The organism is Bradyrhizobium zhengyangense, assembly GCF_022012435.1.
In the GTDB taxonomy this organism is placed as follows: Bacteria; Pseudomonadota; Alphaproteobacteria; order Rhizobiales; family Xanthobacteraceae; genus Bradyrhizobium; species Bradyrhizobium zhengyangense.
This window is the reverse complement of sequence record NZ_JAKLUA010000009.1, coordinates 1-21,593: the sequence shown is the minus strand read 5'-3', so window position 1 is coordinate 21,593 and position 21,593 is coordinate 1. Positions and strand designations below refer to the sequence as shown.

18 protein-coding genes and 1 pseudogene are annotated in these 21,593 nt (G+C 58.0%); 15 read left to right on the top strand and 4 right to left on the bottom strand.

Going from position 1 to position 21,593, the window contains the following annotated elements; genetic code table 11:
• Nucleotides 1–11 precede the first annotated feature (11 nt).
• The 6 genes from L6637_RS25310 to L6637_RS25285 all read left to right on the top strand — a co-directional run bounded on the left by L6637_RS25310 (nucleotide 12) and on the right by L6637_RS25285 (nucleotide 7,048).
• Nucleotides 12–323, top strand: coding sequence for a type II toxin-antitoxin system HigB family toxin (locus tag L6637_RS25310; protein WP_128929968.1), 312 nt, complete (start codon nucleotides 12–14; stop codon nucleotides 321–323).
• Nucleotides 323–697: a helix-turn-helix domain-containing protein gene (locus L6637_RS25305; RefSeq protein ID WP_074274398.1), complete on the top strand. Its 375-nt coding sequence runs from the start codon at nucleotides 323–325 to the stop codon at nucleotides 695–697. Before L6637_RS25310 ends, L6637_RS25305 begins: the two co-directional genes overlap by 1 nt.
• A 636-nt stretch (nucleotides 698–1,333) precedes the next feature.
• Complete coding sequence (locus L6637_RS25300) at nucleotides 1,334–2,680, top strand: IS5 family transposase (RefSeq protein WP_128963208.1); 1,347 nt, start codon at nucleotides 1,334–1,336, stop codon at nucleotides 2,678–2,680.
• A 161-nt stretch (nucleotides 2,681–2,841) separates the two neighbouring features.
• Nucleotides 2,842–3,918: an AAA family ATPase gene (locus L6637_RS25295; protein ID WP_128929967.1), complete on the top strand. Its 1,077-nt coding sequence runs from the start codon at nucleotides 2,842–2,844 to the stop codon at nucleotides 3,916–3,918.
• The gene (locus L6637_RS25290; protein WP_128929966.1) at nucleotides 3,821–6,355 is read left to right on the top strand and encodes a S8 family serine peptidase; all 2,535 of its coding nucleotides are present in this window, start codon (nucleotides 3,821–3,823) and stop codon (nucleotides 6,353–6,355) included. The genes L6637_RS25295 and L6637_RS25290 overlap by 98 nt, the downstream gene beginning before the upstream one ends.
• Before the next feature lie 549 nt (nucleotides 6,356–6,904).
• Entirely contained in the window at nucleotides 6,905–7,048 is a 144-nt protein-coding gene (locus L6637_RS25285; RefSeq protein ID WP_232995543.1) for a hypothetical protein, read from the top strand.
• 432 nt (nucleotides 7,049–7,480) lie between these two features.
• Here L6637_RS25285 and L6637_RS25280 read toward each other — a convergent pair whose 3' ends face one another.
• A complete protein-coding gene (locus tag L6637_RS25280) occupies nucleotides 7,481–8,737 on the bottom strand; it encodes a GGDEF domain-containing protein (protein ID WP_128929965.1) in 1,257 nt (418 codons plus the stop codon).
• Between the two features lie 1,096 nt (nucleotides 8,738–9,833).
• Here L6637_RS25280 and L6637_RS25275 point away from each other — a divergent pair.
• Nucleotides 9,834–10,643, top strand: coding sequence for a GntR family transcriptional regulator (locus tag L6637_RS25275; protein WP_232995542.1), 810 nt, complete (start codon nucleotides 9,834–9,836; stop codon nucleotides 10,641–10,643).
• 41 nt (nucleotides 10,644–10,684) lie between these two features.
• Here the strand turns inward: L6637_RS25275 and L6637_RS25270 are convergent, their stop codons facing one another.
• Nucleotides 10,685–11,845, bottom strand: coding sequence for an amino acid aminotransferase (locus L6637_RS25270; RefSeq protein WP_194468753.1), 1,161 nt, complete (start codon nucleotides 11,843–11,845; stop codon nucleotides 10,685–10,687).
• 446 nt (nucleotides 11,846–12,291) lie between these two features.
• Here L6637_RS25270 and L6637_RS25265 point away from each other — a divergent pair, with 446 nt between their 5' ends.
• The 7 genes from L6637_RS25265 (at nucleotide 12,292) to kynU (ending at nucleotide 19,540) form a co-directional block, all read left to right on the top strand.
• Nucleotides 12,292–13,227 carry a hydroxymethylglutaryl-CoA lyase gene (locus L6637_RS25265; RefSeq protein WP_128929962.1) on the top strand — a complete coding sequence of 312 codons (936 nt, stop codon included), beginning with the start codon at nucleotides 12,292–12,294 and terminating at the stop codon, nucleotides 13,225–13,227.
• The gene (locus L6637_RS25260) at nucleotides 13,224–14,441 is read left to right on the top strand and encodes a CaiB/BaiF CoA transferase family protein (RefSeq protein WP_232995541.1); all 1,218 of its coding nucleotides are present in this window, start codon (nucleotides 13,224–13,226) and stop codon (nucleotides 14,439–14,441) included. The genes L6637_RS25265 and L6637_RS25260 overlap by 4 nt, the downstream gene beginning before the upstream one ends.
• A 46-nt stretch (nucleotides 14,442–14,487) precedes the next feature.
• Nucleotides 14,488–15,534, top strand: coding sequence for an ABC transporter substrate-binding protein (locus L6637_RS25255; RefSeq protein WP_128929961.1), 1,047 nt, complete (start codon nucleotides 14,488–14,490; stop codon nucleotides 15,532–15,534).
• A complete protein-coding gene (locus L6637_RS25250; protein ID WP_164933581.1) occupies nucleotides 15,534–16,379 on the top strand; it encodes an ABC transporter ATP-binding protein in 846 nt (281 codons plus the stop codon). Before L6637_RS25255 ends, L6637_RS25250 begins: the two co-directional genes overlap by 1 nt.
• A gap of 2 nt (nucleotides 16,380–16,381) precedes the next feature.
• Nucleotides 16,382–17,233 carry an ABC transporter permease gene (locus L6637_RS25245; protein ID WP_128929959.1) on the top strand — a complete coding sequence of 284 codons (852 nt, stop codon included), beginning with the start codon at nucleotides 16,382–16,384 and terminating at the stop codon, nucleotides 17,231–17,233.
• Nucleotides 17,234–17,489: 256 nt separating this feature from the next.
• The gene (gene kynA / locus L6637_RS25240; protein ID WP_128929958.1) at nucleotides 17,490–18,329 is read left to right on the top strand and encodes a tryptophan 2,3-dioxygenase; all 840 of its coding nucleotides are present in this window, start codon (nucleotides 17,490–17,492) and stop codon (nucleotides 18,327–18,329) included.
• On the top strand, nucleotides 18,326–19,540 hold the full coding sequence (gene kynU / locus L6637_RS25235; protein ID WP_128929957.1) for a kynureninase: 1,215 nt from the start codon (nucleotides 18,326–18,328) through the stop codon (nucleotides 19,538–19,540). The genes kynA and kynU overlap by 4 nt, the downstream gene beginning before the upstream one ends.
• A 647-nt stretch (nucleotides 19,541–20,187) precedes the next feature.
• Here kynU and L6637_RS25230 read toward each other — a convergent pair.
• Together L6637_RS25230 and L6637_RS25225 are read right to left on the bottom strand one after the other, a co-directional pair.
• Nucleotides 20,188–20,428: pseudogene (locus L6637_RS25230) on the bottom strand (IS630 family transposase); the annotation flags it as partial.
• A gap of 224 nt (nucleotides 20,429–20,652) precedes the next feature.
• Nucleotides 20,653–20,982 (bottom strand): EAL domain-containing protein, encoded by a 330-nt coding sequence (locus tag L6637_RS25225; RefSeq protein WP_128930197.1) that lies wholly within the window; start codon nucleotides 20,980–20,982, stop codon nucleotides 20,653–20,655.
• A 68-nt stretch (nucleotides 20,983–21,050) separates the two neighbouring features.
• Between L6637_RS25225 and L6637_RS25220 the strand changes: the two genes are divergently transcribed.
• Nucleotides 21,051–21,425, top strand: a complete 375-nt coding sequence (locus tag L6637_RS25220; protein WP_188637391.1) for a hypothetical protein — start codon at nucleotides 21,051–21,053, stop codon at nucleotides 21,423–21,425.
• The last annotated feature ends 168 nt before the right edge of the window (nucleotides 21,426–21,593 follow it).

Sequence of the window (21,593 nt, the reverse complement as noted above, 5' to 3'; positions counted from 1 at the left end):
AGTATCCCTTCATGCTGGTGGTCGGCACGGACCTTGGTGAGCGCTATTTTGCCGAACGCTCTGGTCATCGGGGCATCGATGCAGCGCGCGCTCAATACAGGGCATGGCTGGCAATTGCTGAGGCTTCGGACTGGCGGACGCCGCAACAGGTGAAGCGATCGCATCCCAAGGCAAGCATCCTGAAAGGCGGACGCGTGGTGTTCAACATCAAGGCCAATGACTACCGCCTGATCGCCATGGTTCAATATCGTGATGGCGTGTTGATGATCCGCTTTTTCGGCAGTCATGAAGACTGTGACAAGGTGGACGCGGAGACGGTGTGATGAAGGCAACATTGATAATTATCCAGAACCAGGCCGATCATGAGGCGGCCAAGGCGCTTGTCGGCAAGCTGATGCAATCTAACGAGGCTGCCGATCGAGCGCGTATGGTAGCTCAGGCTCGCCTTATCGAGGCTTATGAACGCGCACGCTGGCCGCGCAAAGCGCCGCCGTTGCCCGATTTGCTAACCTATCTGGTGGAACAACATGGTTTGACGCGCGCTGATCTTGTGCCGCTTCTGGGCACTGCTAGTCGCGTCAGTGAGGTCATGTCCGGCAAGCGCGAATTGAGCATGACGATGGTGAAGCGTCTGCGCGAACGTTTCCATATTCCAGCGGATTTGCTGATCTCCGCGAGCGGAAGTGTTGCGGCTTAGGTCAATCGGGACCATGACTTTCGATAGGGGGCTACTTTGCTCGGCGGCCGTGAATATTTGCATCGACGCGAGAAAGTTCAGCGCATGCGATTCCAACGCCTTTTAGGGATTAGGGTCATCCATTGCTTGCAGCAGCTCGACTATGCACGGATACGAGCATCGGCGCCCCCGGTGGGCTTGATCCATTTGCTCACGATTCTCGCTCCGGAACAGGTCGAACGCCGGTATTGGACTGCGACTTGACGGCATTGAACAAAAAGTGAACAATCCCCTGACGACCCCTCTCGGATGGGCATAAAGCGCCAAAGCGCGCGAGGCGAGTGCTCGAAGGCTCTGCCGGACTTTCGGTCGGCGCTAGCTATGAAGGCTGGCTAGTTTTGTCAGAGGCAGGCAGTCAACAGGATGACGGGGAATGCTTGAGCAGGCAGAACAGACTCGACCAGTCATGACGGCGGACGAGAAGTCTTAGTCGTCCGTGAGGAGCGGCTAAGCGATTGAGGTAGAATCGCATTTATCGTTGTGGGCTGTTTTGGGATTGCAGGGATTTGATGCTTCGGGCCTCGGAACCTTGCGATTTCATTTTCAGGATTCCGTCGAATCGCCAGTCATGATTCCGTCGTCGCATCGGAGGTGGCGATGCGACCGAAGAAGCAAAGGACGACGGGATCTGGCGATCTGTTCCGGGCCAGACTGGACCAGATCATCAACATGAAGCACGAGCTGGTTCAGCTCGCCGGCAAGGTCGATTGGGACTGGGTCGACGGCGAGATCGCGCCGCTCTACAGCGAGAACGGCCGGCCGGGGATCGCGACCCGCTTCATGATCGGGCTGCTGCTGCTCAAGCACATTTACGGCCTGTCCGATGAGGGGGTGTGCGAGCGCTGGGTCCACGACCCGTATTTCCAGTACTTCACCGGCGAAGAGTTCTTTCAGCACGCCTTCCCGCACGAGCGCTCGGACCTGAGCCACTGGCGCAAGCGGCTCGGCGACAAGCTGGAGCTGCTCTTGGCCGAGAGCCTGCGGGTGGCGCACGAGGCCGGCGCGTTGCGCAGTCAGGACCTCAAGCGGGTCACGGTCGATACCACCGTGCAGCCGAAGGCCATCACCTTCCCGACCGATGCCAAGCTCTTGCACGCCGCGATCAAGGGGCTCAACCGTCTGGCGAGGAAGCACGGGGTCAGGCTGCGGCAGTCCTATCTTCGCATTGCCAAGACCGCGGCCATGATGGCGGGGCGCTACGCCCATGCCAAGCAATTCAAGCGGCATCAGCGGCAGTTGCGCATCCTGCGCAGCCGGCTGGGCCGGATCATCCGCGATATCCGCCGCAAGATCGAAGGTCAGACCGTGCTCGAGAACGCCTTCGTCCTCCCGCTCAGCCGGGCCTCCCAGATCCGCTCGCAGCAGCAGCGCCAGCGCGGCTGGAAGCTTTATTCCTTCCACGCTCCGGAGGTCGAGTGCATCGGCAAGGGCAAAGCAGCCGCCCCTTACGAGTTCGGGGTCAAAGCCTCCATCGTCACCAACAACCGCCGGGCTCCCGGCGGCCTGTTCGTGCTGCACGCCAGGGCGCTACCGGATAACCCGTACGACGGTCACACCTTGCGGGATGTCATCGACCGCACCGAGACACTCACCGGCTGTGCGATCGAGCGGGCCTATGTCGACAAGGGATACCGCGGCCATGACGCGCAGAACCCGCGCCGTGTCTTCATCTCCGGCCAGAAGCGCGGCGTCTTCGGGGTCATCAAGCGCGAGCTGCGCCGCCGCTCCGCCATCGAACCCATCATCGGACACCTGAAGGCCGATGGTCACCTCGGCCGCTGCTACCTCAAAGGCCGCGCCGGCGATGCGGCCAACGTCATCCTCTCCGCCGTCGGCCATAACTTCCGGCGCATCCTCGCATGGCTGAGAGCTCTCTGGTGCCTCTTCCTGGCCACCCTCATCGCCGCCAGCAGCGACGGCTCACCGCTCAAATCGGCTTCTTAACGGACGACGTCTTATTTGTTGCAGCTTTTCAATATGTTAATCCCCGCCGGATAGGCTCGCCGAGCGACCCCGGCAAGGAACCTTGGTTATCGGCGAGTTGTTCACAAGCTGGGACCATTTCTAGCAGCGTGGGCGCGCAATCCTGTAATAGGCTGTCTGTCATGGCCAAGAGCGACTTACTCATATCTCTCGTGCGCGCCGGTGTGACCGGCGATCGGCCAATGATGCGCTCGGCGGTCGAAGCGATTGTGGCTGATGAGCGCGCAAAGAGTCATCACGCGCTGGCCGATCGGCTTGAGCGAGCGCTGCAGACGATAGCTGTGACGCCGCCAAGTCTGGTTGCCTCTCAGCGGTCTCCGCAAGCTGCTGGGCGCGACACGATTTTAGAAGTTACGCCACGCATATCTCTCGATGAGCTGGTTTTACCCTTGCCTGCGCGCGCCGAAGGGATGCAGCTGATCGAGGAGCATGTGCGGGCAGACGTGCTGCGGGCAAGCGGATATGAGCCGCGGCATCGGGTTCTCCTGTCTGGTCCTCCAGGCAACGGCAAAACTTCCTTTGCAGAAGCGATTGCAGAGGGCCTTTCTCTGCCGTTTTTCGTGGTGCGGTACGACGCGCTCGTAGGAAGCTATCTAGGCGAAACAAACGCGCGTCTTCGCGCGCTATTCGACTATGCGCGAACCCAACCTTGCGTTTTGTTTTTCGACGAGTTCGATGCGATTGGAAAAGAGCGTGGAGATGATCACGAAACGGGCGAAATCAAGCGCGTTGTTTCGTTTCTCTTGATGCAGATCGATAAACTTCCCAGTTACGTGGTAACAATAGCGGCTACGAATCATGCTGAATTGCTTGATCGAGCCGTATGGAGACGTTTTCAGATAAAGATTGCATTTCCCGCTCCGCAAGTTGCGGAAATCGCACATTTCATAGAACGAATTTATATGGGCTGGCCCGAGCGCCCTTCGCTGTCGGCTTTTGAACTCGCGCAAAAGATTGACGCAACCTCCTATGCTGAAGTGCTTGATTTCTGTCAGAACGTTCGACGGCGACAAATTCTTGGTCTTGGTGAGATCTCGATCGATTCTGCGGTCAAGACTGAACTCGAATTTTGGTCATCGAGAGTAAAGCCAGAGAACCTGCATGGCGGCCGATCCAACGAAGCCTCTGCTGCGACTGACGCCAGGCAATCAGGCGGCAAGACCAAAAGGCAGGCCGCAACCGATCCCCAGGCCGGCTAAATTCACGGCTGCTGCACAGAATGCAGCATTTGGCCCCCGCTTCCGTCGCCTCGAACAAGTCTTGGGTCGAGACCCAAGCGGCTTAACTTTGCGATCAGACCCGTCCGCGCTGGCGCCAGAGCGGCTGCTGGTTTTTGAGGTTCGGGGGGCAGTTGCGAATTTTGCGAATGCGATCCGAAGAGTGCCTGGTCTGGAGCTCATCGATGAAGAGGAGCTGGAGGGCGATGAGAAGGACAAGTCGCCTGAGGCCTATCTTCTTGTGCCAGATGTCACGGCTTTGCAGAACATCCTGTCGCTCTGGAAGAGATGGGTATCCGGGCAAGCAATTGGGGAGGGGTTCGCACCCTGGCGGGATGTCTTTGCGACGCTCCGTGACATCAGAGTATGGGGGCCGGGAGATCGTGTTCAAGATGGTGATCGAGAGATCCTTGCGCACGAGATCGAGCTCATGGGAGATGAGGAAATTCTCCCCGTTGAGATCGAGCTTGTGTTTCGATCGTCGGAGGACATGGCGGCTTCGAACCAACAAGGAGTCATCAGCGAGATTAGGGCGGTCGGTGGCACTCTTGTGACGCAGTGCCGGATCCCGGACATCGCCTATCATGCCCTTTTGGCTAACCTGCCAGTTGCCGCGATCCGGCAAATTACCGAGCGCTCCGCGACCGGGTTGAGCGGCATGGACCCGGTCATGCACATTCGGCCACAGAGTATTGTTGCGCCGGTGCAAGTCGAAGACGCCAGTCAGCTCCAAGGCGGACTGGGACCGCTTCCTTCTGAAGGCCAACCAATTTTGGCCTTATTGGATGGCGTGCCCGTTTCCCAGCACCCTCTGCTTCGTGATCGAATGAATGTCGACGATCAATTCGATTTAGAGGGCGCAGCCGTCGTGGCTGAAAGGGCTCACGGCACAGCTATGGCTTCTCTGATCGTGCATGGCGACCGAAACACCAATGAGCCGCCGCTGGCGCGCCGCATCCATTGCATACCGCTCTTGGGGGCTGCTGATCAATTTCCTGAGGACCGGCTGATTGTCGACCTGGTTTATCAAGCTGTGGTCTCGATGCGGCGCAACGACGATCCGAGCGCTCCGTCAGTTGTGATCGTCAATCTTTCGCTCGGCAATGTCCGAAAGCCATTTCATGGGCGGCTGTCGCCCTGGGCGAGGTTGGTCGACAGATTGGCCCATCGATATGGAATTCTGTTCTGCGTGAGTGCCGGCAATCACGCCGGCTCATTCGAGATAGCATCCATCCCCACCATGGCTGCTTATGAAGCGACGGACCAGCCCGATCGGGCCAGACATACGTTGTCCGCGCTGTCGCGATTGATCACTTCTCGCCGGCTGCTTTCACCGTCGGAAACAGTGAACGGGATCACGGTAGGCTCCGCCAATATCGACGCCGTTAGCGCAGCCGATCGCCGTAGCGCTAGAGGCAGGGTCGATCCGTATCATCCGATGATCATCACCAATCCATCCAGCGGATTGGGTCCAGGATTTGCAAACGGCGTCAAACCGGATATTTTGATGCCTGGCTCTCGTGAGCATTTAACCATGGTGGCCAGTGGAACGGCGCTTGCTGTAAGGCCAAGTGGACCTGCTCGACCGCATGGGCTCAAGGTTGCAGCTCCGCCGCGCGAGGGCAGCAGCAATTGGGAGCATTACACTTCCGGCACAAGTGCTGCGGCAGCTCTGGCCTCCAGGACGGCTCACAGAATTCATGACGCTTTGGAAGACACGTACGGGCAGGACTTTCTGTCCCTGCCCCACCATCAGCGCGCCGCGCTTCTCAAGGCGCTGTTAGTGCATACAGCCTCGTGGCCGCAAGATAGCGCCGAGCTCATCAAGAGCGTGCTAGGTCCAGCTGATGCAAAGCAATTCGTCAGGCAGAAGGATAATATCCGGCGCTTCTTAGGCTACGGCGTTGTTAGTCCGGACGATGCAATTTATTGCGCTTCCGACAGGGCGACGTTTTGGGCCGTCGGAACGCTGGCGCAGGAGACAAGACGTTCGGTTGTTGTTCCGTTACCGGCTTGCATGAGCGGCCAATCTCTCCCCCACTCGGTGACCGCAACGCTTGCATGGTTCACGCCCGTGCATCCCGGTCGACAATCGTATCGCTCAGTGAAGCTTTCGCTTTTGGCGAGTTCAGATGAGATCGATCAGTTCCGCGTGCAGCCATCCAAGACGCAGCCTGATGTCAATCAGGCAAGCAAGGGGACCGTTTTCTCTCGGCGCTGGCTGGGCGACAAGGCGCCGGCTCTGACAGTCGATTCTGAAATCGAGCTGATCATTCAACGCGAGCCTGACAGAGGCAGCAAGATAGACGAGCAAGTTCCGTTCGGCGTTGCTGTAACCGTAGCCATGCCAGGCATCATTGAGGTCTACAATGAGGCTCGAGCGCGGATTGCGCCGCCCATTGCCGTTCCGGTCCGCTAGCTCGATTGTGCTCGACCTTTGAAAGACGGATCTCACCAGCGATGGGCCTGCCTAAGGTGCCCGGAGGTGCCGCATCAATCCAAGAGGTTGAAATCCCGGGCCAAACGGCGCAGCTTTTGCACCTTTGAAATTCTCAGGTTCTCAGGCAATGAAGCCCAAGGTCTCTGGTTGCTCGCCTTCGATTCCCGCAGCGTGGACGGTTTCGTGTTCGGCGCGAGCTATCCGGCCTTGAAGAATCTCATCTCGTAAGATCGGCGACGTCCGCCTCCTCTAATGCCGCTGAACTTTCGGGAATATGTCGTTGAGCGCACAGTTTTCAGGAGCAGGGACGATTTTTCATGACCGGCGTTTGCCCGAAGCCGGTGCTCCGGCCGGCTATGCCGCCCTCATCGACGCTTATCACCTCTCCGCTCCAATTCCACGGACGCTCTCGGCGATCGGGACCAAGCATCGTATCCTAGAGCAGGATGGCTGGCGCCTTTACACACCTCGGCACGCCCCAGAAGCTTCCCTTGAGGCGCATCTAACATTGCGCTGAAATACGAGGGCGTGGATCTTGCCGTCCTGAAGCGGCTTTTTCTTGCTGTGGCCGAAGGCGAAATCGTCGAGCTGGTCAAACAGAAGCTGACCGGTCTTTACAGGCGTCGCATCTGGTTCCTGTATGAGTGGCTGCTCGGTCGAGAGCTGAACTGAGAAAGATCTTCCGAATGAAGCCAGAGTTCTTCAAGGGTTCGACACGTTCTGCGCCGGCGTCGAGCGTTTAGTCGATATGCCCGAGAGGACGCTGAATAACCTCTTCGGCTTTCTTCGGCAAAATCAAGGTAAGCTATCAAACCGCGCACGAGCCAATGAGTTCGCGGCGCTGACCCAAGAGGAAGTCGAGAGGATTGAACAGTTATACGCAGGTTCATTTGGCAAAGCAGAGCCGTAGCCAAGTCTCTGCCGTGCAGCGAGCGAGTATCGCTTTTTCAGATCCTGGAATCTGAATATGACTGCTCAAGTGGATCAGACTCGACGCGAGATCGGCTACCCCAGCCCGGATCGGGGGAGGCACGGAAGCAATCGAGAGCTTAGCGTATGTCCCTGGCTTACGCAGCTTCCCACGGGTTTGCCCAAGCAGGAAAATCAAACCCCTCGTGCTGCTTCTGAGGACGACGCCATAAACGTCAATGGTTCAGTCAACGAGCGAACGGTGGCGTCGGCCACAAGTGGAGGCCAGACCTGATTACGTCCTTTGCCTTTGGCGGCATACAGGGCGTGATCGGCCGCAGCAATTAATTCCAGAGGAGACAAATCCGACGGCGAACAAGCTGCGACGCCAAAACTGGCGGTGACGATGCCTAAGAGGCTCCGGCCTTCATTGGGGATCGCAGCAATTTCGATCGATCGGCGAATGCGTTCGGCCAGCCGCACGGCATCCATCATCGCCATATCCGGCAGGATTATCAGGAATTCTTCGCCTCCATATCGGGCGACGAGGTCACCCGTCCTTCGTATCTCTGCCTGAAGTATGGCGGCGACTCGTTTCAGGCAGAGGTCGCCTGCAGCATGTCCGTAGCGATCGTTCAAGTGCTTGAAATGGTCGATATCGATCATGACAGCTGAAACGGGCGATGCTCGGCACTCGGGGCGAGACCAAACTCGCGACAGTTCATCATCAAGATGCAGCCGGTTTGCTAACCCCGTCAATGGATCGCGGCGTGAAGCGGCGTCCGCATCGGCGTGCCTGAGCCGATCTCTCAGCGAATAGAGGTAGGCTCTACGGAGATCGCGCTCCATTGTATAGTTTGCGATCAGAGTGATGTAACCGCAGATGAGGAGCTGAACGATGATGGTCACCGCTATCGGGGCGGAGATGTAGCTTGCGGATATGACGAACGCGGTGTGAAGCAACAGGATCGCGGCAGTCACGACACGAGCGAAGCGGAATTCGAGTCTGTGCAGTGAGACATTGGTGTAGAGCAAAGTTGGAATCACCACGTACTGGTAGTGCGCAGCGCTCTCGCTCGCCGTCAGGGCAAAACCGAGGTCGATCTGCAAGATGATGAGTAGCGGAACACTGGCTGCTAGGAGCTCCCGTACGAAGGGCCTCGGTTTGCGCGATACGAGCCAGGCGACCAATAGCATCCACGGAGTCACTATTGAGAAATGTACCCACATGGCCAGCCGCACGACGTCCGGGACCAGCAGCCAATCTCCGAGCAGAAAAAGGTTATAGAGGGGAGCCGAAACGAGCAGTCCGATCGTCAAGCGCTTACACCGCTTGTCGTGCATGTCGGCTTCAAATTGCCGTTCGATGTCCGGGGGGAATCTGATCGATCGCGTCCGTCGCCCGTTCACGCAGGCGTCGACGGAAGCTAATGTTACTGCGATCTCGTTCATTCCAACCTGCCACTCGGACAAGCGGCAGTATAGTTTCTATGCGTTACCGGACCACTTCGGCGAAGCGTAAATATTCCGTTTGATTTCCGGTTTGATCTTACCCTCTCCAGAATCTTGGCCATTTCAGCAGGAGATGAATGCCGTCGGTCCCGTATTTTCCCGGTGAAAGATCAGCAGACCAGTGGCGACTATTCGGCTGCTCCTCACCGTGGCTCGCCGAGCCGACCGCCCCTTCAGGCGTGTGCGTCCGCGGAGGGTTGTATTTGGGGCGCGGTGAGACGCGCCCGCGGGTCGGGCGGCATTAAGAATGGCAGCCCAGGCCAGAAGTCCATAGACGCAACCCAAGCTCCGAGGACGGGTGCAGCCGAACCAGATGGTTGACATCCTCAAGTCCGCTTTCCTGGAACGACAGCTCGGGATCTGGCACTTTCTTGGCGATCTTGCCGCAGCAATACCCTTCCGGGAAATAGCTGACGCTGCTCGCAAAAAATTAGGTTACGTTGAGGGGTGCCATGAGCGCAGCCGGAAGTACCGCATCAGAGGACATCGAACTGGAACGCCGGCTGTTCTATCTGCCGACGCTTCATCTCGATCCATGGACGAAGGCTTGTGTTGACGGTCGCGCAATCTACCTCGATGGGCTTGAGGCGTTCAAGATTAGGAGGGCTATGCCAGCATCTCGCGCATAAGATTGTTACCGAGTTTGTCGATGCATCTACGTAGAAAGGAGGACGCGAACCAGGAGTACGCCGGATCGAAGTGCGCCTCGACGAGATTGAGCGCGAAATCAGACGCGTCCATCCGAAAGCCGCAACTGGCTTCGCCAAACTTCGCGTTGCGCCTCCTTAAGTTGGAAGGCGGCGGACTTGGAGCCTTGCCACAGCGGCAATGTTCGCATCCTTAGTACAATAGCTCCAAGTTGACTTCGCTCTTGGCCACGAGTTACATCCACATGCTGGCAAACGGGAAAGAAAGACCTTTGAATCGAGATGCTCGGCCGTTGTCGCCCATCTCACGACGGCCCAAGAAAAAGAGCCCGCTCGGTCGTGCCGAGCACTTGGCTGGGCTCATTTTGTCCGTTGTCCGTCGCGATGGGATGAAGACCGGCGATCGCCTCATCGAGCAAAAGCTTGCCGATGCGCTTGGCCTGTCGCGCGCGCCAATTCGCCTAGGCTTAAAGGCTCTAGAAGAGGCGGGGTTCGCGCGCGGTGAATTGCACCGCGGCTTTGTCTTGACAAGAGACCCTACGAGCGTAGCCGCACAATCCACACTGGCGGCGGTAAGCCGCGCGGAAGAGGCCTACGCGACGATTGCAACGGACGTGGTCGCAAAGCGCCTTCCCGCCGATGTCACGGAAGCCGAATTGCTGCGCCGTTACGATCTAACACGCACCGAATTACAACGACTGCTGGATCGGATCGCAGCGGAAGGGTGGATCGCGCGCTCACCGGGCTACGGGTGGCGTTTTGCTGAAACTGTATCAAGTCCCGAAGCGCAGACACAAGTTATGGCGTTCCGCGCGGTGATCGAACCAGCAGCAATTGCTCAACCTGGTTACGCTCTGGCGCCAGAGGTCATCGAGCGACTTCGCGAGCGCCAGCTGCGCATTTTTGATGGCGAGCTGGAAAAATTCACGATAGGTGAAGTGTTTCAATGGGGATGTGATTTCCATGAGGAGATCGCGCGCGGTGCCAAGAATCCCTTCTTCGTCGAGTCACTTAAGCGCGTAAATTCGATTCGTCGCTTGTTTGCATACCGAAGCTTCGCTGATCGCGACGGCATGCGCCGGCACGTGAAGGAACACCTGAGGCTGCTCGACGTCCTGGAGGCCCGCCGGTATGCTGATGCATCGGCTCTGATGATGCGTCATATTCGACGCCCGCTTAAGGTGTACGTCTTCAGATAGGTGCCACAGGCGGATCCGTTTCCGAGTTGCATTTCGACAGCTTAAACTGCTCGCCGGACACTGTCGACAAAGCGTGGCACGTCGTCAGTTGTAAGGCCGGCCAGATTGATCCTGCCGTTTCCAACGATATAGATCGCATCATCCTTGCGGAGACGGTCGATCGTGGCAGAATGCAAGGGTAAGGTGGAGAACATTCCCTTTTGCGCCCCGAGCTGAGAAAATTCGGGCATACCCCGTCCGACGGCCGCACGAATTTTTAAAATTCTTTCCCGCATCGTCGTGAGCTCGCGAAGCCAATCCTGACGAAGGGCGGTGTTCGACAGGATAGTGCCGACGACCGCAGCACCATGGTCGGGCGGCATGGACCAGTTAACTCTCGCTAGGGCAGCCATGGCTTGAACAGTCCGCCCTACTGAGACCGGGTTCGTGCCATAGACGAAGAGCGCTCCGGTCCGCTCCCGATACAGTCCGAAGTTTTTGCTACAAGAATAAGCGACGAACGCTTCGCTCACGCTGGACAGCACTATTTCTAGTCCTTCTCTATCCTGCTCTAAACCATCACCGAATCCCTGATAGGCAAAGTCGATGAGAGGAATGAGGCCTCTCTCCTCCACAAGTTGCGCGATCGCCCGCCATTGATCAAGGCTAAGATCCGTGCCCGATGGATTGTGGCAAGTCGCGTGAAGCAGCACGATATCCCCTCTCCTTGCGCTCTTGAGCGATGAGAGCATTTCGTCGAAGCGAAGCGTTTGAGAAATGACGTCGTAATAGGTGTACGTACCTATTTCCAATCCCACGGCCTCAAAGATTGGAATGTGGTTGCCCCATGTCGGCAGGCCCACAAATATCCGGCTAAAGGGTGCCGCCAGCTTTATGACCTCGCAAGCTAACCGGACCGCACCGCCGCCGCCAGGTGTCTGAACGCCACCTAGTCGATCCACCTCGATGTTTCCGATCGCGAGCTCGCGGATAAGGCTGACGAACTTTGTGTCACCGAGTGGGCTTACGTATGATTTGGTGTCCTGTCCCTCGAGCAAGAGATGTTCGGCGGCCTTCACCGCGGACAGGACGGGCGTAACGCCGTTATCGTTTCGATAGACCCCCACACTCAGGTCGATCTTGTCCCGCCGAGGATCGTTGCGGCATGCCTCGGCTAACGCCAACACGGCGTCGGCCGGCAGATCAGGCAGGGCTTGAAACATAGCTTCTCCTTACTGAACGATCGTTTGTGCGGCTCATTGGCTCTATGCAATGAGGGCTGGAGTTGGCGCGCCTCTTCAATCGGGCACGGGCGTGGCTTCGTGGACGAAAGGCATTCTTGGTGCGGCGCTTCCGTTTCACCAAGAACGCTATTTGGCTTACGCCAGAACCGCAGGGCGAAAGGATTCCGTCGGGATGCACCCCTGAAGCGGACGCCCGATGAATATCGCCGCGCGGCGCGCGAACAGGCAGCGCCAGGCAGTTCAGCCAACAGGATAATCCATGCAAACCTCACCCGAAAATAGAATTCCGCGGAATGCGAGCGGATCATGTCCTGGCCGCCCACCGGCAGAGCCTCGTTCCGGGGCCCCCGAAGCGGTTCGGAATCTTCATTGACAGATGATGTCACATATTGTTCTTTAATGCAAGAATATACAATAGGGCGCCAATGGACAATTCACCGGATGTGCACATCTGCGAAGTTGCACCGCGCGATGGCCTTCAAAACTTGGATGTCATTGTGCCAACAGGCGCAAAATGCGAGCTGATCAGTGCGATCGTCGCCGCGGGGGTGAGCGAGGTCGATGCGGGCTCATTTGTACCGGCTACGGTCGTGCCGCAATTCGGCGACGTTGGAGCAGTTGTTGCGCACGCGTTGACCCATAAGTCTACGACCATCGGCGCGGTCGTACCGAACGTTAAAGGTGCTGAGCGCGCGCTCGCGGCCGGAGTCAACAGCATGTATTTCGTGATCTCGGCGAGCGAAACGCACAACCGGGCGAATGTGCGCCGCACGATTGAGGAACAGCTCGAAGCATTCCGTGTAGTTCGTGCGAGGATCAACGCGCAAAAAGCTCCTGAGCGGCCGCATCTTGTGGGCGCTGTAGCGACAGCTTTTGGCTGCTCAATGGAAGGCGACGTCAGTGAGGCCGCGGTGTGTCGCCTTGTGCAGGGTTTCGCCGAGGCGGGTGCGGACGAGATCGGACTAGCAGATACCGTCGGCTACGGCACCCCAACGCAGGTTAAGCGGATCGTACGCGCGGTTCGCAACGAGACCGGCCCAAAAATGATGCTCAGGCTACATCTGCATGACACGCTTGGCGCCGGTCTTGCCAACGTCGTCGCGGGGCTCGAAGCGGATGTCCGGCGCTTCGATGCTGCTGTTTCGGGGCTTGGCGGCTGTCCCTTCGCACCGGGCGCACGGGGCAATATTGTGACTGAGGATCTCGTGTTCATGCTCGAACGGATGGGCCTCTCCACTGGGATCGATCTGGATCGGTTGATGGCGACACGCGAAATTCTCGCCCGGCACGTTGAGCAGAAGCACCTGACAGGTCATCTGCACGAGGCTGGAATTCCAAGGGTGTTGCGGAGGGTGGCATGATGGGCGGCAATCCCACATCAGGGCCGACAATTCCCCGCCCCCTCGAAGGCGTGCGCGTCGTTGAATTCAGTCAGATGGTCATGGGCCCTACCTGTGGGCTCATCCTCGCCGACCTGGGCGCCGATGTGGTCAAAGTCGAGCCGCTCAAGGGCGATCGCACTCGCTATTTCAAGGGGCCTGCCGCGGGTTTTTTTGCGACATACAGCAGGAACAAACGCAGCATCGCGCTCGACACGTCGAGCCCGGGAGGCAAACAGGTGGCGCGCCGGCTCACTGAGCGCAGCGATGTTTTGATCGAAAACTTCCGACCGGGTTTGATGAAGAGGGTCGGTCTCGACTACAATTCAGTGGCCGCATTCGCGCCGCGGCTGATTTATTGCTCACTCAAGGGATATCTCCCCGGACCCTACGAGAACCGTCTTGCGCTCGATGAAGTCGTTCAGATGATGGGCGGGCTCGCCTACATGACCGGCCTGCCGGGCCAGCCAATGCGCGCGGGCGCCTCAGTGAATGACGTCATGGGTGGCATGTTTGGGGTGATCGCGATCCAAGCCGCGCTCGCCGAACGACAGCGCACCGGCCGCGGTCGTTACATCCAAAGCGCCCTCTTCGAGAACAACGTCTTTCTAATGGCACAGGCGATGATGTGCGAGGTCGTCACCGGACGCCCTTCAATTCCGTACTCGGTGAAGGACAGTCCTTGGCCGATCTATGACCTGTTCGATACAAAGGACGGATCAAAGCTTTTCGTCACTGTCGTTGGGGAGGAGCAATGGCAGGCGTTCTGCCTCGCGTTTGATCGGGCTGCCTGGCTGAGCGATCCGCGTTTCATCACGGCTCAAGGTCGAGTTGATCATCGCGACTGGCTGATCCCGGAAGTCGCCAAGATATTTGGCGGCTGGAACAAGGCCGAACTTGCCGCGAAGCTGGAAGAACTTGAGCTGCCCTATGCGCCCGTGAACAAACCGGGTGATTTGTTCAGCGATCCCCACCTCAATAAATCGGGTGGTTTGACCGAGATCCGCTTGCCCGATGGCCGTAACACCAAAACCCCCTTGCTGCCGATATCGCTCGACGGCCGCCGCCTCGCAAATGGCAATGACCCGCCTCAGGTCGGCGAACATACACACGACATCCTCGGCGATATCGGGTTTTCGACAAACGAAATCGCTGCGTTAGAAAAAGCGGGGACAATCGCCTCGTCGGCCGTATGACGGATCTTAAGCGCCTGGTTCGCAACAAGCAGCAGGGGAGTAATGCATGACCATCACACGGCGCCGAGTCCTTGTTTCGGGCTCCGCATTTGCGGGCACCTCGTTGCTGCCGAGCCAGTCGCGCGCTCAAGGCAAGCCGGTCACCCTCGCCTTCGGCCCCACAACGCCAATCTATGCCATCGGCATGATCGCCGAGCTCAAGAACTATTTCAGGGATGAAGGACTCAATTCGAAACTGATTACAGGCAACTCGGGCAGTTTCGGTCGCCAGATGCTCGCTTCGGACCAAGCGATGTTCGCCCACGGTGACGCCAGTCACCCCCTTCAACTCACGGCGCGCGGCAAGGCATGCAAAATTCTGCTCGCAACTGAAATGGCGTGCTCGTACGCCAATGTTGTTGTGCGGCAAGACCTCTATGAAAGCGGCATCACGTCGCTCGAGAAGCTAGCGGCCTACAAGCGCCCAGACGGGGCCAAGCCGATCATCGCGGCCACGGCCATCGGATCGGGCAGTTGGGTCTATGGCACTTATCTGTTTGAAGCACGAGGGCTTGGCGGAAAAGTGAATTGGGTCGCTGGCGGCGGGCAGGAGATCATGTTTCCGTCTCTCGAAACCAAGCAGTTTGATGCCATCATGGCACCGCCAAGTTGGATCATCGAAATCAAGAAAAAGGGCTTTGGCACTCTGATCTACGATACCTCCCAACCGGGGATGTTTGAGAAAGATTTCGGGGGCACGGTTCCGGTGCTGGTCGTCTACACGCTGGCGGACACGATCGAGCAGGACAAGCCGACGGTACAGGCCTTCGTGAACGCGATTTATCGGGCGATGAAGTGGGTCAAAACGACGCCGCTCGCCGAAGTCCAGGCACTGGTTGCGCCCAAGTGGTTTTCTGGAATCGATCCCACCGCCGTTAGCGCAGAGCTTGGCTTTGACAAATTGACTTGGGCATATGACGGAAACATCGACAAAGCCGCCTATGATCGGGGCAGCAGAATTTGGTCCCGCAAGGGTACAGAAATTCCGGAGACTGCATACGAGGACGTTGTCGATATGAGCTTTCTCAATGTAGCGAAGGCAAAATACAAGTGATGTCCGCGCCTGGCCCCAGCCTCGCCGTTGCCCGAGAAACGACGAATGCGGACGCTGGTCGCACTCGGATTGCTGTGCAAGGACTAGTTAAGCGCTTCAGCGCCGGTCGAGGCGATTTTGCTGCCGTCGACAATGTATCATTCGAGGTTCGCCAAGGCGAATTCGTTGCCTTGCTCGGCCCCTCCGGCTGCGGAAAGAGCACGATCCTCAACATGGTGGCCGGGCTCTTGCCACATTCAGGCGGCCGAATTCTCGTCGACGGCGACTTAGTTGATACCGGCAAGGTAAATTCCAACGTCGGTTACGTGTTTCAGCGCGACACACTATTTCCTTGGCGAACGGTCGAGCAGAATATCGGCTACGGGCTCGAAATCTCCGGTATCACGAAGACGGAGCGTTCCGCGCGGGTTGCCGATGCGATTGGAAAGGCCGGGTTGACTGGCTTCGGCCAGAGCTTTCCTCGGATGCTTTCGGGCGGGATGCGTCAGCGGGTGGCCTTAATGCGCACCCTCATCCTCGAACCTGAAATTCTCCTGATGGATGAGCCTTTCGGCGCGCTTGATACTCATACCAAGCTGGAAATGCACAAGACATTGCTCGATATCTGGGAGCGCGAACGGCAGACTGTGCTGTTCGTAACTCACGACCTCGGCGAGGCGCTTACACTGGCCAGCCGCATCATCGTCCTGTCCGCAAGGCCCGGACGGCTGAAGGATGACTTCCAGGTGCCCTTTCCTCGTCCGCGAGATCCAGTCGGGTTGCGCGAAACGGCCGAATTCGGCCGCCTGTATTCTCACATCTGGCATTCGCTTGGCGAAGAGTTTCGCCGTACCAAGGCCGATTGATCATGGCTACCCGTCGTCAGGTGATCGTGCTCTGGCAGATCGCAATTTTCGCTTTTCTGCTTGTGATTTGGCAATGGGGCTTTGAATGGAGCAAAGCAGTTCTGCCAAGAGCCTATGTTCCCAAGATTCTCGACCCGTATTTCGTGGCGAAGCCGTCATTGATCTGGCAGAGCTTCTTGCGGCTTAGCTGCCTCAACGACCCATCGGATTTTCTGGTCTGCTTCAGGAATGCCGATAACAATCTTTGGATAGCGACGCTTGTCACGCTGAAGAATACTTGGTGGGGATTTCTGTTCGGCTCGGCCGCCGGCATCGTCGTTGGCCTCCTCCTCGGACGCTCGGACGTTCTTGCGCGCATATTTGGACCGTTCATTCTGGCGTTCAATTCGATCCCACGCATCGCGCTCGTGCCACTGATCATTCTCATGTTTGGCCTTGGCGATGTGTCGAAGGTGGTGACCGCCGCACTCGTCGTGTTCTTCATCGTGTTCTTTAATACGTTCGAAGGCACGCGGGCGGTCGACAGAGATCAAATTGCCGCCGCCCGCCTATTGGGCGCGAGCGAGCTGACCATCTTGCGTACCGTTGTCATTCCGTCTGCGCTGGCCTGGGTGTTCGCGTCTCTGCTCCCTGCAGTGTCGTTTGCACTTGTCGGCGTGATCGTCGGAGAGTTTATCGGCGCTGAACGTGGCCTCGGCAAGCTCATCATTGAGGCAGAGGCACGCGCCAATGCCAGCGAAATGATGGTCGCGATCTTTATAATGATGATCGTCGGAACCATGCTGGCGCTGCTTGTACAATATTTGCAATCATACCTCTTGCGTTGGCAGCCGCAGTTCGAAAGATCTGCATAAATCGTCGACCGGCAGATGATGGAACAGCGACGATGAATGCGCAATTTGGCACGCTCGCAGCGCGGGTGGGCGGCGGTGAACGTCTCAGCTTAAGTTGCCAAGCCGAGCTGATGGGGGATGTCCGGATCAGGCGGGAGGTTCCGAGTCGTCTCGTCGTCGAGCCAAATCGCAACCCCTGCAGGCGCAGTCGTCCCACTAAGAGATCCCTGGTCAGAGCTCACCCCTTGTCTGATCGGTCTGACTAAGGACGCCCGCGATGGCCAACAATGACTACGATCCAACAGCAGAAGGCGCAGAAACGAATTTCGCTGCGCGGATGTCCTATAGCGATTATCTGCGATTGGAGACCATTCTCAGCGCGCAGCATCCGCTGTCGGATGCGCACGATGAGATGCTGTTCATTGTGCAGCATCAGGCCTCGGAGCTCTGGATGCGACTTGCCATTCATGAATTGGGTGCGGCCCGCGACGCGATTGCACGCGACGCCGTCGCGCCGGCAATGAAAATGCTGGCGCGCGTCTCACGTATCTTCGAACAGTTGAACAGCGCATGGGACGTGCTGCGCACGATGACGCCAAGCGAGTATACGCATTTCCGGGCGAAGCTCGGACAGTCGTCCGGCTTCCAATCCCGTCAGTACCGCCTCATCGAATATGTTTTGGGCAATCGCAATCCAGCCATGCTGAAGCCGCACGCGCATGATGCGGAGGCGACACGGCTTCTTGAGAGGGAGCTCACAATCCCAAGCCTGTACGACGAGGTGCTGCGCCTCGGCAACCGCAAGGGGCTTGCGATTCCGCGCTCCGTACTGGAACGTGATGTCCGTGAAACGCATCGCCTCAACGATGCAGTGGTCGAGGCCTGGCGCTGTGTCTATGAGGCGCCGGAAACGCATTGGCTGCTCTACGAGCTTGCTGAGAAGCTCGTCGACTTCGAGGACTATTTCCGCCGTTGGCGCTTTAACCATGTGACCACCGTGGAGCGCATCATCGGCTTCAAACGAGGTACGGGAGGCACCGGCGGCGTCAGCTATCTCAAGCGAATGCTGGAGGTCGAACTATTCCCGGAACTCTGGCGCGTCCGAACGGTCCTATGAGCACTACAGAAAACAGATTGCGCGTTTACGAACAGACAAAGCCGCTGTTCAACATTCCGGACGGTGTGACATATCTGGATGGCAATTCGCTTGGTCCGCTGCCGCTTAGCACGGCTGATCGAATGGGCCGCGTCATCCAGCAGCAGTGGGGCGTCGAGCTGATCCGCGCCTGGAATACTGCCGGCTGGTATGTGCAGCCGCGCAAGCTGGGTGATCGGATTGCACGGCTTATTGGCGCTGAAACTGGGTCTGTCACCGTTGGCGATACGCTGTCGTTGAAGGTCTATCAGGCGCTCTCCGCCGCGCTCGAGATGAATCGTGATCGCAAAATCGTGTTGTCGGATACCGGCAATTTCCCGACCGATCTTTATATGGCCGAAGGCTTGATCGCGACCTTGGGACGCGGGCACCAATTGCGGCTCGTTCGGCCTGAGGAGATAGAGGAATCGCTGTCCGAGGAAATCGCGGTGCTCTATATCACGGAGGTGGACTATCGCACGGGGCGGCGTCATAACATGGCCGAGCTCACCGCAAGAGCCCACGCACTGGGCATCGTCACTGTCTGGGACCTCGCACATTCTACCGGCGCGTTGCCCGTCGATCTCGCACGCGTTGGCGCCGACTTCGCGGCCGGATGCACCTACAAGTATCTCAACGGCGGCCCTGGGGCGCCGGCGTTTCTCTACATTGCGCCGCGCCATGCTGATCACGCGCGGCCTGCTCTGTCGGGCTGGATGGGCCACGCCAAGCCCTTCGCCTTCGATCTCGGCTATGCACCAGCAGTTGGCATTGAGCGCATGAGGATCGGCACTCCGCCCGTGCTCGCTATGGCAGCGCTGGAAGCCTCGCTCGATATCTGGGACCGCATCGACATGCATGAAGTCCGCGCTCGCTCGCTCGAGCTCGCCGATCTGCTGATTGGCGAAGTCGAGCGTCTCTGCCCGCAGCTCAGGCTGGTGACGCCGCGCTCGCATGAAGAGCGAGGCTCACAGGTTTCGTTCGCATTTGAAAGGGGCTACGCAGCGATGCAAGCCCTGATTGCCCATGGCGTGATCGGCGACTTTCGGGCGCCCGACATCATGCGGTTCGGTATCACCCCGCTTTATATCGGCAAGGCCGAAGTGATGAGAGCAATCGAGGTGATCGAGCGGGTATTTACGCGGGAGCTTTGGCGGCGGCCAGAATATGACGTTGTGCATGCCGTGACATGAGCGCTTAGCAATGCGTGCGTCTCCACCAAGTCTGCTCACACACAATACCCTGCTGCGAGATAGCAGGTACTCGTCTGGCGGGTGTCCCTTTCCCCGACACAAAATCGTGTTACAGTCTGTGCATACTAGTGCTCGCTGGGATTTTGCATCACCTTCCCTTGGCTGGCTAAACGCCGCTCGCATCGGTTTTTCAAGCGGGCGGCGTTTTTGCCTTTTTGTGTTTACCGCCTTGAGCCAAACGAAAAAGCCCCGGTTTGCCGCCGGGACCTCCCTTTTCCGATATACGCATTTAAGCTGTGTCGGGTGGGACTGAGGAAGCACCCGACGATCTCCGCCTAACCGCGGTGTCCTAATTCATCGTTACGGAGTCCGAATTAGGATTGAACCTACAGATAGGCATGCATGCCGTTCCCGAGCGCCCCCGGCGAGGAGCTCCGCTCCTCGTTCCGCGACGGATCGAAGCAGGATGGAGTGCGTCGTTTCGGCGTAGAGAAGAAGGGAGTGTTCGAATGAACGGTGCCTTCTGGTTATTGCTCTTACTAGCCCGGCTTATCGGTGTCGGAAACGACTGAAACTCCGAAATTTGAGCGGGATCACCCTAACGTTTTTTGGAACGACTAAAATGCGCGAGCACCTAGTGGTTCAGCTCAGTGATTTTGACTCTTTGCGGTGGCTGGATAGGCGCGGCCGAGTTTGGCGCGTGCTTTGTCAGGTTGCGAACATCCACTTGATGCGAGCTCGAGTTTTGCTTCGCCGGCTTTGCCATGCTGCGATCTCGTTTCGGGACCTTTTGGGGTCGTCGATGCGGCGGCCAAGACACTGGCGCTGAAACACGCTGATCTCGCACTCGACCATGATGAGCCAACTGGCGTGTTTCGGGGTGTAGTGACCTGCCGGCCAAGCCGTCTGGCCCCCTCGCCCGCAACCGTCGAATTTTTTGGTCGCGCGCCTTCCGGCGCCGTCGTCGCAATGCCCACTTCCCGATCGAAATTATTTCGAAAAATGATAAGAAAAGGCGCGTCACGGAAAGCGACCAGAAAGATCTGCTGTCATCGGCAAATCAAGCAGACTTCATGATCTTCACGGTCCCGAACGGTATGCTACAATGTGCATTACACGGAGTGCCCAAGCCCCATCTTTCGTCGACGTGACCTGCCACTCATCATGTGGGACAAAACGGCGTGTGGCAGTTTTAGCCTACCGATCAAATAGCCTTGTGCTGCGTTGCAGCCGAGTTTGGGCAACCACGACCATTGCTGCTCCGTTTCGATACCCTCGGCCAGCAGCGGTATTCCAAGACTCCTGGTCCTGCTCACGATGGCACGCATGATCGCGTCGGAGCGCTGGTTGGTTCCAAGCTCCGCGACGAAGGGGCGATCGACTTTGATGCGATCGAATAGGAAAGCGTGGAGGTAATCGACTGACTTGGCTTCACGAGGAATACCACGCCTATCTGCAGGCTGCTGACGAGCCGCGTCGCGGCGACCTCGATAGCCGAGGCAATCTTACGATGGCAGGGCTTCTTGATTTCTGCAAATTCTTCCTGGCCACCTGTGTTGACCAGGTCAACTTCATGGCCGGGCTTTTGGAGCCGGAAGAATTACTGAGGCGGATGGAGATTTGGACCGAGGAGGAGACGCGTGCAAAGCGCCTTCCAAAGGGTTCATGGCCTTTGCTGCGCGAAGCGGTCATGGCGGGCGAATATGCTCGGGGCCCTGCGCGCGGCCTCACCGGCTACAAAGAGCGCCAGGCGCGGGCGGTGCTCAACTCCCTTATTGAAAAGGGTTACCTCGTCTCGTCCACAACACGCTCGCCGGTGAAGCTCGGCTTCCCAACTGCGGTTGTCGATCGTTGGTTTCCAACACTGTATCAGCCAACCGCTTAGAGCCACACGCCAGCCCGCTGCAGATTCGGTCCTGTTACCGCCGCCTCAGAAATTCCGGTATCGAAGGCGGAACCCTGGGGTCAACATTGGGTGTAACCGGCATGAGCCCCCCACCTGGGCATCGCGCGAATGAGCTGCGATACAGCCTGGCATGAACTGTTTTTTGGA